The sequence below is a fragment of the Colwellia sp. E150_009 genome (genome assembly GCF_053543955.1).
The window spans coordinates 74022-88850 of the sequence record NZ_JBHFOM010000003.1; the positions used below are offsets into that span (position 1 = coordinate 74022).

Consider the following 14829-nt stretch of genomic DNA (forward strand, 5'->3'; position numbering starts at 1 on the left):
AACCTTTATATAACTTGATTTTATCTTTATACAATACTCATTAAGAATAGGAATCCTATGGCTGTTTATTTTTCAATTATCTTAGTTGCGATTACTGTTATTACAGGCATTGTATGGTTTGCTGATAAGTTTTATTTAGCACCACAACGTAGATTAAAAGTTATCGAAGCACAAACCACAGCAAAAGAAAAAAGTGGTATTGAATTACCCGCAGAAACTATTACAGCCTTGATGGAACCAGCACCTTTAGTTGATACCTCAGTGCAGATTTTTCCGGTTATCGCTTTTGTTTTAGTTTTACGTTCTTTTCTCTATGAACCTTTCCAAATACCTTCAGGCTCAATGATGCCAACATTGCTTGATGGTGATTTTATTTTAGTGAATAAATACAATTATGGTTTACGTGATCCCGTTGCTCGAAAAAAGTTTTTTGAAGTCGCTTCACCTGAACGTGGTGATGTCGTTGTATTTAAATACCCTCAAGATCCACGCGTGGATTATATTAAACGGGTTATTGGCTTACCAGGTGATCGTATTATTTACCGAAATAAATCGTTGTATATTAAGCAAGCATGTAAAGAATCTGACGCCCAATGTCCCGATTTTGTACAAATTGTGAATACCTTTACTAATAAATATGAAGGTCCTGACGCACAAGATGGCATGAATCAATTTGAAGCGGTTATGTTTAATAAAACGCATAATATTTTGAATGATCAAAATACGTTGCCAAGAACACGTCATTATTTTCAACAGTCGGGTACAGCGCAAGATGAATTTTTAGTGCCTGCAGGACATTATTTTGTGATGGGAGATAATCGAGATAATTCATTAGATGGACGTTTCTGGGGATTTGTTCCTGAAGAAAACTTAGTAGGGCAAGCTGTTGCTATTTGGATGAGTTTTGATTTTGACCGTACAGAAGATAGTATGTTACCCCATTGGATTCCAACAAATGTTCGCTTTGAGCGCATTGGTGCAATCAACTAATGGCTAATAAAAGTCAAGTTAATCCTATTACTGTTAACCGCTTATCAAAAAAGATAGGTTATAGTTTTGAGCAACCTGAATTATTGATTCAAGCGTTAACACACCGTAGTGCAAAAGGGCAACACAATGAACGACTAGAGTTTTTAGGTGATTCTATTTTAGGTTTTGTGATTGCAGAAGCTTTGTTTGAAAAATTTCCTAAGCACGACGAAGGTGATTTAACTCGAATGCGCTCTAGCTTAGTGAAAGGGGTAACGTTAGCAGAAATAGGTCGAGATTTTAATTTGGGTGAATACCTTATTTTAGGGCCTGGCGAACTGAAAAGCGGCGGGCATAGGCGAGAATCTATTTTAGAAGATGCTATCGAAGCTATTATTGGCGCTGTTTACCTAGATTCTAATATAACTCAATGTAAAGAGTTGATTTTAAAATGGTTTGCCAAAAGACTGAGTTCTATTAAGCCCGGACATGAGCAAAAAGATCCTAAAACACGTTTACAAGAATACTTACAAGGACGGAAAATTCCGTTACCAGTTTATGATGTTATTGATACTAGTGGTCAGTCACATAACCAACAGTTTACAGTAAGTTGTGTAACAGAGGTTGTTGACACCGAGATAGTCGCTAAAGGCACTAGTCGAAGAAAAGCAGAGCAGGCCGCTGCGCATCAGGTGTTAATGGAATTAGAACAAGCTAATACTAAGCAAAAAACTAAGGTAAAATAAGTCAATGAATCATATATCTACCCATGCAGGGTTAATAGCCATTGTTGGCCGCCCTAATGTGGGTAAGTCAACATTACTTAATGCTTTACTCGGTCAAAAAATTAGTATCACGTCACGCAAGCCACAAACAACTCGTCATCGTATTTTAGGCATTCTTACGCATGAAAATAAACAGGCTATTTTAGTTGATACACCAGGCTTACATTCGGAAGAAAAAAGAGCAATTAACCGTTTAATGAATCGCGCTGCTACAAGTTCTATTGCTGAAGTTGAGTTAATTGTGTTTTTGGTCGAGGGAACTCATTGGACACCTGATGATGAGCTAGTACTTAATAAAATCAAAAAAAGTGGCTCTCCTTGTATTTTAGTGGTTAACAAAATAGATAATATTACCGATAAAGATGATTTATTGCCGCAACTACAAAAACTTGGTGCAATGTATGATTTTACTGACATTGTTCCTATTTCTGCCAGTAAAGGTCAGGGTGTAGATACCATAAGAAAACTTTGTTTAGAAAGTTTACCAGAAAGTGATTTCTGGTTTCCTGAAGATCATATTACCGATAGATCAAGTCGTTTTATGGCGTCTGAAATTATAAGAGAAAAACTGATTCGCTTTACTGGGGATGAATTACCCTATTCAACTACGGTTGAAATTGAACAGTTTAAAATGGATGATAAAGGTGTTATTCATATTAATGCCTTGATACTTGTTGAACGTGATAGCCAAAAACGTATGGTAATTGGTAATAAGGGTGAACGTTTGAAAACCATTGGACAAGAAGCAAGGCGTGATATGGAAAACTTGTTTGACAGTAAAGTGTTTTTAGAAACCTGGGTAAAAGTTAAATCAGGTTGGGCTGATGACGAACGCGCATTACGCAGTCTTGGTTATGGTGATGATTACTCTGGTTAATCAAACGATACGATCTTTTATGCTAGCTAATATACAATATTAAGTTACACATAAATATAACAGACAAACTATGTCAAATATTTTGGTAGAACAACATGCTTTTGTCCTTCATTCTCGTCCATTTAAAGAGAACCAGCAACTGGTTGAACTTTTAACCGAAGACGAAGGAAAAGTTTTAGCGCTAGTTTATGTAGGGCAATCGAAACGTTCAATTAAAAAGGGAATGATTCAACCCTTTTTACCCTTAAAGTTGATGTATAAGGGGAATGATTCTGGCTTAAAAAGAATCACGGTAATTGAGTCGACTGGTAACTCCTACCCTTTAAGTAAAAACAGACTATATTGTGGCTTTTATATAAACGAACTTTTGGTGCGTTTATTAACTAATGATATTGTTTGTGATGGGTTGTTTAAACAATATCAGCTAACACTTGCTTCATTAGCTAAGGATTTACCGATAGCACCTCAGTTAAGGCAGTTTGAACTATCCCTACTAGCTGAATTGGGGTTATCTTTTGATTTTAGTCCAGTATTAAACAGAGGCAATGATAATATTATTGGCTTTTACTATATCGCAGATGAAGGCTTTATACCTGCTTATAATTATTCGGTTTCAAATATTACAACCCCTTGGTTTAAAGTAGCGCACTTGCAAGATATAGCGCATTATATTCACCATGGTAAAGCGTTAATAGAAAATGAGGCTGAGCAAACATTTAAATTATTAATGCGAAATGTACTCAATCACCTCCTTGACGGAAAACCCTTGCATAGTCGTAAACTCTTTGAAAAAAGCTCATGATTAAAAGCGTTAATCGGTCAAATCATAGTCGGGTTAAACAGTTACAAAGAATAAGAGAGAACAAAATGAATGAATTACTATTGGGTGTAAATGTTGATCACATTGCAACATTACGCCAAGCTAGAGGCACAAATTTTCCTGATCCTGTTTATGCTGCAAGTGTTGCAGAGCACGCTGGTGCTGATGGTATTACGGTGCACTTACGTGAAGATAGACGTCATATACAAGATCGCGATATTCACGTATTAAAACAGACCTTGCATACCCGTATGAATTTTGAAATGGCTGTTACCGACGAGATGATTGCTATTGCGTGCGAGGTTAAGCCAGCCTTTTGTTGTTTAGTTCCAGAAAAAAGAGAAGAGCTAACCACTGAAGGGGGCCTAGATGTAGCAGGGCAACTCAGTAAAGTTACAGCTGCAGTTAAGAAAATTGCCGCAGTAGGAACACAAGTGAGTTTATTTATTGATGCAGACAAAAATCAAATTGATGCTGCTTTAGCAAGTGGTGCACCTTATATTGAAATACATACAGGCCAATATGCTGATGCAACTAATGAGTCGACTCAGCAGGCTGAATTAGCACGCTTAATTGAAGGTATTCAATATGCACATAGCCTAGGGTTAAAAGTGAATGCGGGTCACGGTTTGAATTACTTTAATGTTAAACCCATTGCGGCAATTAAAGAGATTATTGAATTAAATATTGGCCACGCAATTATTGCACGAGCTGCTATTGACGGACTTGATAAAGCCGTGAGAGATATGAAGGCATTGATGAGAGAAGCAAGGCAGTAAATCTCATTAGTTGTATTAGTTGTATTAGTTATACTCAAGCCATCTTGTTGATTGATATGGTTTGGGTATTCTCATCTTAAAAGGTTTTGTATGTCCATTGTTGGTATTGGCACAGATATTATTGAAATAGATCGTATTATAGTTATGCCCGACAACACGCGGGAACGCTTGGCTGTGCGTGTGTTGACGTCAGATGAATACCAACATTATGTTGTACTTAAAGCAAAAGCGGAACACAATGCTGTGCGTTACCTTGCTAAACGTTGGGCAGGCAAAGAAGCCACATCTAAAGCATTAGGTACTGGTATTGCGGCAGGGGTTTCGTTTCAGCATATTGAGATTAAAAACCTTGAATCTGGTCAACCAACTTTAACATTGTCAGGTAAAGCTTTAGCACTTGCGCAAGCACAAAAAGCAAACCAATGGCATATATCACTTGCAGATGAAAGACGTTATGCAACGGCTTTTGTAACGCTTTCAAAAGCAGATTAAAAAAGATCGTTTTTTTCTTGATTGTTTAATTTTTGTACTATACTTGTTGTGTACGAATAATTGTGTAATAGTATTAGCGATGCTCTGTGCTTTAGTTGTAGTCATTTAAGCTAAAATTGGTGAATTTTTAGTTTTTTATTTTGATTATTTGTTGTATTAAAGATGTTTAATAAGGAATTGTCATGCAAGCAGAAGAAAACCCTATGCTCGAAAGGCGCCAAAGCTTACCCGAACAGTCTGTGTGGTGGAATAAGCTTTCGTTAGCGCAAAAATTTTCAGCAAGTAGTCTAGGTAAGTTTGGTTATGAGGTAGCGTTTGTTCGTAATGAAGAAGGACATAGCTTAGCTGTACTTACTTGTAGCTCAGGTGTTGCTGTTATTACGGAAGACGGCGATATTAATACATCCCCTAATATCAAAATTCGCAATTAATAGCCGTTATTAATATTTAAGACGAATATTTTTATCTATGTCTTATTATTATTTAGCGTTTCAAGTATTGTAGGAGCTTGCGCTAAAACTAGCGTAACTTGTTCAAAAAACTCTAAAAATTCTGGTTCTAAATCCTTTATTGCTACATCTTTTTTTAATTGCGTTTCAATTTCTTGGCAAACGCTGGCTAAGTTTGGTACCCCAGTATAACAACACGCCCCATTTAATTTATGTATTAAGCGTTTTAATTCTACATTGTTTTGTTTTGTTAAGGCATGAGTAATACTGTCTTTGCTTTCAGGCAAGCTGTCTAACAAACCAACTAACATCTCTTTTGCTAAATCTTCTTTACCACCCGTTCTTTTTAACGCTAGTTGCCAATCAATCACGTTTATATTATTGGTGTTTTGATATGTTGCTTGAGGTGATTCAATCACAGTTTCTTGAGCAAGCATTGGTGAGGAATCTAATAACAAAGGAACATTTTGCTTAGCGTTATTGATAAAGTAATTTACATCACAATATTCATAAATAATATGGTTAAGCATAGTTTCATCGATAGGTTTGGTCATATATGCATTAAACCCTTGTTTTCGCATTTTTTCTTTTTCACCGCTTAATGCATGGGCGGTAACGGCAATAATAGGGGTATTTTCATTACATGAGTTTTTTCTTATCGCTTTAAGTGTGCTAACACCGTCCATTACTGGCATTTGTATATCCATAAAAATTAATGCAAAATTTTCATTTTGGCACAATGTTAAAGCGTTAGCTCCATCTTGAGCAAGTACTACTTCTCTTACTTGATCATGCAATAAAGCATTTATTAGTTTTAAATTGGCTTCATTGTCATCTACCGCAAGTACTTTTATGGGGAGTATTTTGCGGTTAGGTGTTGATAAATTTTCTGGCTCAGCCAATAAGGCGCTGTATAGTTTGTTTGCTGTAATTGGTTTACTTAGGCAACTTAAAGCACCACTGGCAATTAATGCTTCTTGTAAACTAGGTGAATTACTATTAACGGCTAAATGAATGTTGGCAATTTGCGGCTTTACCTTATCAACAATTTTTTTCAAATCACTCAGTGCCGTTGTTGCTCGGTCGTGGCCAATTAATGCAAAATCGAAGTGTAGGTCTTTATTGTTTTTTTCTTGCTCAAGTATTTTGTTTAATTGTTTGCTACTTTCGACTTGAGTCACCAGCATTTGCCAATTAATCAACATATCATAAGTGGCTGCTCTGCTATGAGGATGAGGTTCGTAATATAAAATAGATTTATTGGCTAAACGTAGATGTTCTAGCTCACCAACAAGTGGTAAGGTATTCATACCACATTCAAAATCAAACCAAAAGGTTGACCCCACATTTTCATTTGAATTGAACCCTATGTCACCTTTCATTTCATAAGCAAGGCGTTGGCAAATAATGAGGCCTAATCCTGTTCCGCCATGTAAACGTGTGATAGTTTGGTCTGCTTGAGCAAAAGCCTTGAAAATGGCTTGCTGTTGGGTATCATTCATTCCAATACCCGTATCAGCAATTGTTATTTTTACAGCGGCACGTTTAGCATTAATTATTTTAAATGTTACATCAATATTAACAGAACCACGCTGTGTAAATTTAATTGCATTACTAACCAAGTTACTCATAATTTGTTTGACGCGCATTGCATCGCCCAATAATGTTTCAGGGATGTCATGATCAATTTTCACAGACAATTCTAATTCTTTTTTATGGGCACTTGGGGCAAGTAAAATTAGACTTTCTTCAATTGATTCGCGTAATGAAAAAGGAATACTTTCTATTACCATTTTTCCCGCATCAAGCTTGGAAAAGTCAAGGATATCATTAATAATAGCTAATAAGTTGTTGGCCGATCTGTCAATGGTTTGCAAGTAATCTCGTTGTGAATTAGTTAGCGGTGTTTTCAGTACTTGACGAGTAAACCCGATCACACCATTTAATGGTGTGCGCAGTTCATGACTCATATTTGCTAAAAACTCTGATTTTATTTTATTAGCGTCTTGTGACTTTTTCTTGGCAATACTTAATTCAACGTTTTGTATCTCGTATTGTTCTAAACTTTCACGTAAATCGATGGTCGCTTGATCAATACTGCCCTGCATTTCATTTTGATAATTAGCAAGTGATTGTGCTATAGCGTTAATGCCTTTTTTTAAAAAGTTTAACTCTCCAACAATTAATCGACCACTAACACGGCTTTCAAGTTTTCCTTCACGAAGTCGATCAATAGCTTGCACCATAGAGTTAATGGGTTTACTAACATTTTGAATTAATTTAAGTGCAAATATACTGCTTAGTAGAACACAAAGAGAAGCAATGGAGAATGCAATAATATATTGATTTTGTTGTTTAAATTTAATTCTGCTTCTGTCAATGTAAAGAGCAACGTATCCTAGAATACTCGCTTCACTGCTTTTGCCTGATTTTTCATTCATAATTGGCGTGCGAAATATAATGAAGTTGTCTGATTGCTCAGATTGCGTAAAAACAGGAATGCTTGTATCAGGCCGAATACGCATTAAGTTAATATTGTCATTGTAGGCGCTAGTGACAAAAACTTGGTTTTCTAATGTGTAAATTGCAATACTTTTAATTATACTAGATTGGCTACGGTGTGCCGCACTTATAATGGTTCGCAGTTGTTCTCTATTATTGTTCATCAGCGCATCTTTGCTAGTTATGGCTAAAGGTTCAATAATACTTTGAGCTCTTAAATTTAAAAATTCATCTAATTCAATACTTCGGCTATAAGAAAAATAGCCCGCAATAACAAAGCTGATAATAGCGGTAGGTACAATAGTGAGTAGTATCACCCAATCTTTGAGGCTTATTTTATGCATTTTCAGTGGTACTTAATATTTGCTCGTTTTACCCTAAACTCGTATCTTAAGGTGGAACGAGTTTAAAACTAGTGTAAAATGATCGTCCTGATAAGCCTATAATGTCATATGCTCAGTTAAATTACACTTTTTAGTTAAATTCAACGTTAATGTTTGATATCAATCAAAAATAAACTTCCAAAACACCCAAATTCTAGGTATGCAATCATGGCAAACTTTTTTAAAGTTTCTACTAAAAAGTCAAATAAGATTCAAGAAAAAAAAGTACTTACAGTAAACATTGAAAAATTAGATTTAAATGGTTGTGGTGTTGCTTATTATAAGAAAAAACCTGTGTTTGTTAATGGTTCTTTACCGCAAGAAAATGTCGATGCTAAATTACTTGAACAAAAAAATAAGTATAGCATTGCAAAACTATTAATTATTAACAAAACTAGTCCAACTAGAGTCGCTCCTATGTGTCAGCATTTTATGGTATGTGGTGGTTGTGATTTACAACACCTTGATTACTCTGCACAGCTCAGTTTTAAACAAAGTAAAGTTATTGAGTTATTTTCTAGGGCTGGATTAACCGCTAACATACTTGATACATTACCTTGGCAATCGCCTATTTTGAGTTCCCCATGGCATTATCGTCGTAAAGCGAGAATAGGGGTGCAATTTGATAAGAATGCACAGGCAACTATTGGTTTTAGACAAAAATCGACGAATCAGTTAGTTGCTGTTAAATCTTGCCCAGTGCTAGTAGAACCAGCAGAGCATATTTTTCCATTATTAAAAGCACTTATCAATCAGCTAAGTGTTAAAAAGGCTGTAGGTCATATTGAAGTTATTTGTACTGATGCAGTTGATATTAATAAATCTTCACAAGAAGTTACATTGATAGTAAGGCAGCTACGAACACTGAATGATCATGACCGTGAGTTATGGCAAAATTATGCAAATAAGTATCAGTGGCATGTTCTTTTTCACGAGACTATAAACGAAAACAGCAGCAATGATAGTGATGTGAATACAAACACGCCTCTTAATTCGTTCTATATTCAAAATAACTTACATTATTGTTTGGTTGATAAAATTCAAATTAATTTTGAGTCTACTGATTTTATTCAGATTAACCAGCAGGTTAATTATTCTATGGTTGAGCAGGCAATGGCATGGTTAGCGCCTGAAAAAAATGATCTCGTTTTAGATTTATTTTGCGGTTTGGGGAATTTCAGTCTGCCATTGGCAAAAAAAGTTAGCGGTGTGATTGGTGTTGAAGGAGTACAGAGTATGGTAGATAAAGCTATTGCGAATGCTAGCTTTAATAACATTAACAACTGTCAATTTTTTCAAGCCGATTTAAATAGCGAGTGGTTGTCAAATACGTGGGCAAAGAATAAGTTCACTAAGGTTTTATTAGACCCAGCTAGAGCAGGAGCAGAGTTTGCTGTAAAACAAGTGATTGAGCTCGACATTGAAACTGTTCTATATGTGAGCTGCGAACCAACGACGTTAGCAAGGGATGGTCAAATATTACTCTCTCATGGGTATAAAATTGAAAAAATAGGGTTGATTGATATGTTTTCTCAAACAAAGCATGTGGAGACTATGGTATTGTTTACTAAGCAGTCTATAGCTTAAACAGTCTTATCGACTGTTGGATTGCTTTAAGTCTTAAAAATTTTTTATATTAGTCCATTGCTAAAACAAAGGAAATAACATGGTTTCGGTGCGGAAGTCTCATCAAGTTGTTAGTGTCGATTTTAAACATTGGTTAAAAGGACAACCTTTATCAGCGGCCAAACGACAAGCACTTGAGCATTTGTGGGAGCAGGTAGCACCGTTTTATCAACAGCATGAAATACATTTGCTCAAAGCAATGGAAATGGTTGAAATTCTTTCAAACTTAAATTTAGATGCTGATTCATTATCTGCAGCGTTTTTAACCCCTATACTCGAAGCTAATTTAACAACACAAGCGTTTGTCGAAGATCACTTTAGTAAAGATATTACCATGCTATGCCAAGGTGTAGAGAAAATGGCTGCCATTAAAGGCTTACGTCAACAAAGTAGTGCGGGTAATGTTGATAATATTCGCCGTATGTTGCTGGCGATGGTTGAAGATGTTCGTGCTGTTGTTATTAAGTTAGCTGAACGCTTATGTGATTTACGAGAGCAAAAAAATAATGATGAAGAAAGTCGTGTGTTGGCGGCGAAAGAAAGTGCGAATATTTACGCACCGTTAGCAAATAGATTAGGTATCGGACAATTAAAATGGGAATTAGAAGATATTTCTTTTCGCTATCTTCATCCACAAGTTTATAAAAAAATTGCCAAATTACTTGATGAAACTCGTCTTGAACGAGAGCAATACATGAATGATTTTGTTGATAATTTAAATCGACAGCTGCAAGAACTACACATAAACGGCACGGTATACGGTAGACCCAAACATATTTATAGTATTTGGAAGAAAATGCAGCAGAAATCGTTAGATTTTGAACAACTCTTTGATGTTCGTGCGGTACGTGTTGTTGTTGAAAAGGTGCAAGATTGTTACTCTGCTTTGGGTGTAGTGCATACGCAATGGAAGCATTTATCTAAAGAATTTTCAGATTATGTTGCAACACCTAAACCGAATGGTTATCAATCAATTCATACTGTTGTACTTGGTCCGCAAGGTAAATCCGTTGAAGTTCAAATAAGAACGCAACAAATGGATGATGATGCAGAATTAGGGGTGGCGGCACACTGGCGTTATAAAGAAGGTAATACGTCTGGAAAAAGTAACAGCTTTGATGACAAAATAGGTTGGTTACGAAAAATTTTACAATGGCAAGATGATGTGTCTGAAAGCGGAGAATTGTTAGATGAATTGCGTAGTCAGGTTTTTGAAGACCGCATTTATGTCTTTACGCCATCAGGAGATGTTATTGACTTACCCATGGGGTCAACCCCGTTAGATTTTGCTTATTATATTCATTCTAATGTAGGGCATTGCTGTATTGGTGCTAAAGTTTTTGGAAAAATAGTCCCTTTTACTCATAAATTGAAAACGGGTGATCAGGTTGAGGTTTTAACGAGTAAGCAACCTAACCCAAGTCGTGATTGGTTAAATCCCAATTTACATTATATTTATTCCTCTAGAGCTAGAGCCAAAGTACAGCACTTTTTTAAACTTGAAGATCGAGACAAGCATCTTGCGCAAGGTAAAGAATTACTTGACAGTGAATTAGCAAAATTAACTGATATAACAATTAGCCAAAGCCAGTTTAAAACTGCAGCAGCGCATTTTAATGTGAAAACTATTGACGATTTGTATGCAGCTATTGGCTCGGGTAATGCACGTTTACAACAAGTTGTTAACTATTTTAAACAGCTCGATGATAAATTTACCCCAACACCAGAGCTTGATCCGCAAAGTTTAGTGAGAGAACCTCAAGTCGGAAAAAACACATCAAGCGATGATAACGGTATTACCGTTTCAGGGGTTGGCAATTTATTAACCCATATGGCAAAGTGTTGCTCGCCTGTACCTGGTGATGATATTTCTGGGTTTATTACACAAGGAAGAGGTATTTCTGTTCACAGGCAAGACTGTGAACAATTAGCTAACTCATTGGATCATCAACCTGAACGCTTTGTCGAGGTACAGTGGGGGCTTGATGATAAGCAAAGTTATCAAGCTAGTACACTCATCATTGCAAGTGATCGCCAAGGGTTATTTCGTGATATTTCTACCATCATTGCTAATGAAAAAGTGAGTATTATTGGTATTGAAAGTCACTCTGACACAGCAAAACATAGCATGAGTATGAAAATAACCATGGAAGTGACTAGCAGTGAATTATTAATGAGAGTGCTGGAGAAAATTCGCCAACTTGATGATGTTGTTGAAGTGAAAAGACTATAGCAGCCTTGTTAGCGTCTTAAACAAAAAAAGAGAAAAGAAAGAATGTTAAATGCTAAACCTTCAATAGAAAAATTACGTTGGATTATGACGCAATTACGTGATCCTAACACGGGGTGCCCATGGGATTTAAAACAAAATTTTGCTTCAATTACAGCCCACACTATTGAAGAAGCTTATGAAGTGGTTGATGCCATAGAACAACATGATTTTGTTGAGCTCAATAAAGAATTAGGTGATTTATTGTTTCAAGTGATTTTTTATAGTCAACTGGGCCAAGAGCAGCAATTGTTTGATTTTGACTCTGTCGTTGAAGCGGTATGTGAAAAACTTATTCGTCGCCATCCTCATGTTTTTAATCATGCTGATTTTAGTAGCGATGCTCAAATTAAAGCTAACTGGGAAAATGAAAAAATCAAAGAGCGTCAAATAAAAAATAATCAAAATAATTTAAGTATTTTAGCTGATATTCCTAAAAATCTACCAGCCTTATCGCAAGCTGCAAAAATACAAAAACGCTGTTCTCATGTTGGTTTTGATTGGCACAATATGGCAGATGTTTTTGCTAAAATTGAAGAAGAAGTACTTGAAGTTAAGGATGAATTATATGCTCCAGAAATTAACGCTGATGCTTTAGGTGAAGAGTTAGGAGACTTAATGTTTGCTGTGGTCAATTTATGCCGACATGCTAAGCAAGACCCAGAAACCTTATTGCGTAAAGCGAACCAGAAGTTTACTAAACGTTTTCATGGTGTTGAAGCACAAGTGCTACAGTCTAAGCGTGACTTCTCACAGCATAGCCTTGAACAGCTAGAACAATATTGGCAGCAAGTAAAAGCACAAGAGAAACATTCATGAGTAAATTGTTATTATCAACAATGGCGATAGGTAAAGAATTACAAATGGAAAACAGCCATATAACTATTGGCTTAACAAACCCTAAAAGCCCGAGTAATGTTGGTGCAGTTATGCGGGCAGCAGGGTGTTATTGTGTTGATCAAGTGCTTTACACGGGTCAACGTTATGCCAATGCGGCTAAACATAATGGTGCTAAACATAGTACAGACACTAAAAATGCGCGAGATAAAATTCCGTTAAAACCCACGGATAATTTTGAAAATGTGCAAACCTTACGTGCTTTATTACCAGAACAGACTAAAATTATTTGTGTAGATTTAGTTGAAGGCGCAATACCATTACCGTACTTTCAGCACCCAGAAAAAGCACTGTATGTTTTTGGACCTGAAGACGGCACAATTAGTCAAAAAATGGTAGATTATGCTGATGAGGTGGTTTATGTACCAACTGTTGGTTGTATGAATTTAGCAGCATCAGTGAATGTGTTATTGTACGACAGACTCGCTAAATCATTGCTGAACACCCATGATGGTGAGAACAATAAACTTATTCAAAGTGATAATGTCTTGATTCGAAAGAGTAGAGATACAAACAATAAAGTTAAAGTGAACTTGACGCGCGAATAACGGGGTCAGTGGTGAATCAAAACCAAGAAACACAAAGGCAAGAGATGCTGACTAAATCTGATGTTGTAACAGGTAACTGCCCTGTACCTGTTTCTACCAGAGGCAAAATTAAAGTTTTTCTATGGAAAATTACGGGTATTTTTTGTGTTGGTTTAGCTATATTAGGCGCTATGTTACCCGTATTACCAACCACGGTGTTTTTGCTTATGGCAACGGCATGTTTTGCAAAATCATCACCTAGAATGCAACAAAAATTGTTGAACAATAAAACTTTTGGGCCATTAATTCATGAATGGCAACAAAACAGAAGTATCCCACGAAAAGCCAAAAGAGTTGCACTGTTAATGATTGTTCTTTCAGTTGTTTGGTCGTCCTATTTATTGCAAAACATTATGCTTACTTTGTTGGTTGTTGCACTTGTAATTGGCCCTTTTATTTTTTTATGGCGCTTACCTGTTAGCAAGTGATACGGGTTATATTACTATTTTTCTTTAATTTAAAGCTTTAGCTGGATTACTTTATTTCAAGTCGATTAAGTTTTTTTGATAACGAAGTAATCCATTTTAGGCATCTTTAATCAGACGTACCCAAAAACTCTTTATGCTTAATACAGCCAACTAATTAGGCTAGTGCTTTATTTACTAAATCAGCCAAATGTGAAGGCATAGACATTTGTAAAGCAATATTGTGAGCCTCCTCAGACATTTTTTTCCAAGTTAATTGTACAATTCGTATAATTTTAGCTTCGTTATCTTGTTTGAGGTAATTATCAGCAAAGGCGTCAAAGTAATGTTCAAGAAAAACTAAACAGGCAACATCTTCTAAGGTTTGGCTGTCCTTGTTAAGCTGACTTGATGCCTTATCTTTTAAATTTTCTTTACAGATGATAGAAGCTGTTTGTTTTGCTTGTTCATCATTATAACCTTGTTCGCGCATTAAATTAGCCGTTAGTTCTGCATGAAATTTACCCAGCGCAATACGCCATTGATAATACCCCGCTTTACCTTGAGCAAACTCGGTACGCTTTAAATGCCAACGTTTAATGTGTTGAGCACGAACAGCTATTTGTAATAATTCACTTGCTTGTGGCCAATGTTGCATTAAGCAAGCGGTCATGCGTTGTCCATAAAGTAATTCTTTAGGGTGCTCAGTATTATTTACTATAGTGACATTAGTATCTTGACGATTAATCTCGTCGATGGCTGTTAATACTTTTTCTAAATTATTATTCATAAAATGCTTACCTTGAAAATCAGAGTGTTATCATAACGAGTAACGCTATATAAAAAAATGCTTATTTTAACTTTCACTTAACAGTTGTTATTGTTGTTAGTCTCTATTTTAAGTATAATACTTTCCCGTCCTGCTTTATTTATTTTTAGCCTGTTTTTTAGTGCATTTTCAATGAAAATGGCCATTAAATCATGGTAACG

At 35.9% G+C, this 14829-nt stretch carries 14 protein-coding genes; 12 read left to right on the top strand and 2 right to left on the bottom strand.

What is annotated here, in order from left to right:
* The first annotated feature begins 57 nt into the window (after positions 1 to 57).
* The 7 genes from lepB to ACE1OF_RS02430 all read left to right on the top strand — a co-directional run bounded on the left by lepB (position 58) and on the right by ACE1OF_RS02430 (position 5153).
* Complete coding sequence (gene lepB, locus ACE1OF_RS02400) at positions 58 to 990, top strand: signal peptidase I (RefSeq protein ID WP_448892455.1); 933 nt, start codon at positions 58 to 60, stop codon at positions 988 to 990.
* Positions 990 to 1715: a ribonuclease III gene (gene rnc / locus ACE1OF_RS02405; protein WP_448892457.1), complete on the top strand. Its 726-nt coding sequence runs from the start codon at positions 990 to 992 to the stop codon at positions 1713 to 1715. Before lepB ends, rnc begins: the two co-directional genes overlap by 1 nt.
* Positions 1716 to 1719: 4 nt before the next feature.
* Positions 1720 to 2631, top strand: coding sequence for a GTPase Era (gene era, locus ACE1OF_RS02410; protein ID WP_448892459.1), 912 nt, complete (start codon positions 1720 to 1722; stop codon positions 2629 to 2631).
* Between the two features lie 70 nt (positions 2632 to 2701).
* Complete coding sequence (gene recO / locus ACE1OF_RS02415; RefSeq protein WP_448892461.1) at positions 2702 to 3433, top strand: DNA repair protein RecO; 732 nt, start codon at positions 2702 to 2704, stop codon at positions 3431 to 3433.
* A gap of 65 nt (positions 3434 to 3498) precedes the next feature.
* Positions 3499 to 4230 carry a pyridoxine 5'-phosphate synthase gene (gene pdxJ / locus ACE1OF_RS02420; RefSeq protein WP_448892463.1) on the top strand — a complete coding sequence of 244 codons (732 nt, stop codon included), beginning with the start codon at positions 3499 to 3501 and terminating at the stop codon, positions 4228 to 4230.
* A 90-nt stretch (positions 4231 to 4320) separates the two neighbouring features.
* On the top strand, positions 4321 to 4722 hold the full coding sequence (gene acpS, locus ACE1OF_RS02425) for a holo-ACP synthase (RefSeq protein ID WP_448892465.1): 402 nt from the start codon (positions 4321 to 4323) through the stop codon (positions 4720 to 4722).
* 182 nt (positions 4723 to 4904) lie between these two features.
* Positions 4905 to 5153: a hypothetical protein gene (locus ACE1OF_RS02430; protein ID WP_448892466.1), complete on the top strand. Its 249-nt coding sequence runs from the start codon at positions 4905 to 4907 to the stop codon at positions 5151 to 5153.
* A gap of 35 nt (positions 5154 to 5188) precedes the next feature.
* Here the strand turns inward: ACE1OF_RS02430 and barA are convergent, their stop codons facing one another.
* Positions 5189 to 8017: a two-component sensor histidine kinase BarA gene (gene barA, locus ACE1OF_RS02435; protein ID WP_448892468.1), complete on the bottom strand. Its 2829-nt coding sequence runs from the start codon at positions 8015 to 8017 to the stop codon at positions 5189 to 5191.
* Positions 8018 to 8224: 207 nt separating this feature from the next.
* Between barA and rlmD the strand changes: the two genes are divergently transcribed.
* From rlmD to ACE1OF_RS02460, 5 genes are all read left to right on the top strand, one after another.
* The gene (rlmD, locus tag ACE1OF_RS02440) at positions 8225 to 9643 is read left to right on the top strand and encodes a 23S rRNA (uracil(1939)-C(5))-methyltransferase RlmD (RefSeq protein WP_448892470.1); all 1419 of its coding nucleotides are present in this window, start codon (positions 8225 to 8227) and stop codon (positions 9641 to 9643) included.
* Between the two features lie 79 nt (positions 9644 to 9722).
* Positions 9723 to 11915: a GTP diphosphokinase gene (relA, locus tag ACE1OF_RS02445; protein WP_448892472.1), complete on the top strand. Its 2193-nt coding sequence runs from the start codon at positions 9723 to 9725 to the stop codon at positions 11913 to 11915.
* Between the two features lie 42 nt (positions 11916 to 11957).
* Positions 11958 to 12770 carry a nucleoside triphosphate pyrophosphohydrolase gene (gene mazG / locus ACE1OF_RS02450; protein ID WP_448892474.1) on the top strand — a complete coding sequence of 271 codons (813 nt, stop codon included), beginning with the start codon at positions 11958 to 11960 and terminating at the stop codon, positions 12768 to 12770.
* A gap of 44 nt (positions 12771 to 12814) precedes the next feature.
* Complete coding sequence (locus tag ACE1OF_RS02455; protein WP_448892605.1) at positions 12815 to 13396, top strand: RNA methyltransferase; 582 nt, start codon at positions 12815 to 12817, stop codon at positions 13394 to 13396.
* A gap of 11 nt (positions 13397 to 13407) precedes the next feature.
* Entirely contained in the window at positions 13408 to 13863 is a 456-nt protein-coding gene (locus tag ACE1OF_RS02460; RefSeq protein ID WP_448892476.1) for a YbaN family protein, read from the top strand.
* Positions 13864 to 14017: 154 nt separating this feature from the next.
* On the opposite strand, the gene ACE1OF_RS02465 is transcribed toward ACE1OF_RS02460, so the two are convergent.
* Complete coding sequence (locus ACE1OF_RS02465; RefSeq protein WP_448892478.1) at positions 14018 to 14629, bottom strand: DUF4202 domain-containing protein; 612 nt, start codon at positions 14627 to 14629, stop codon at positions 14018 to 14020.
* Positions 14630 to 14829 lie beyond the last annotated feature (200 nt).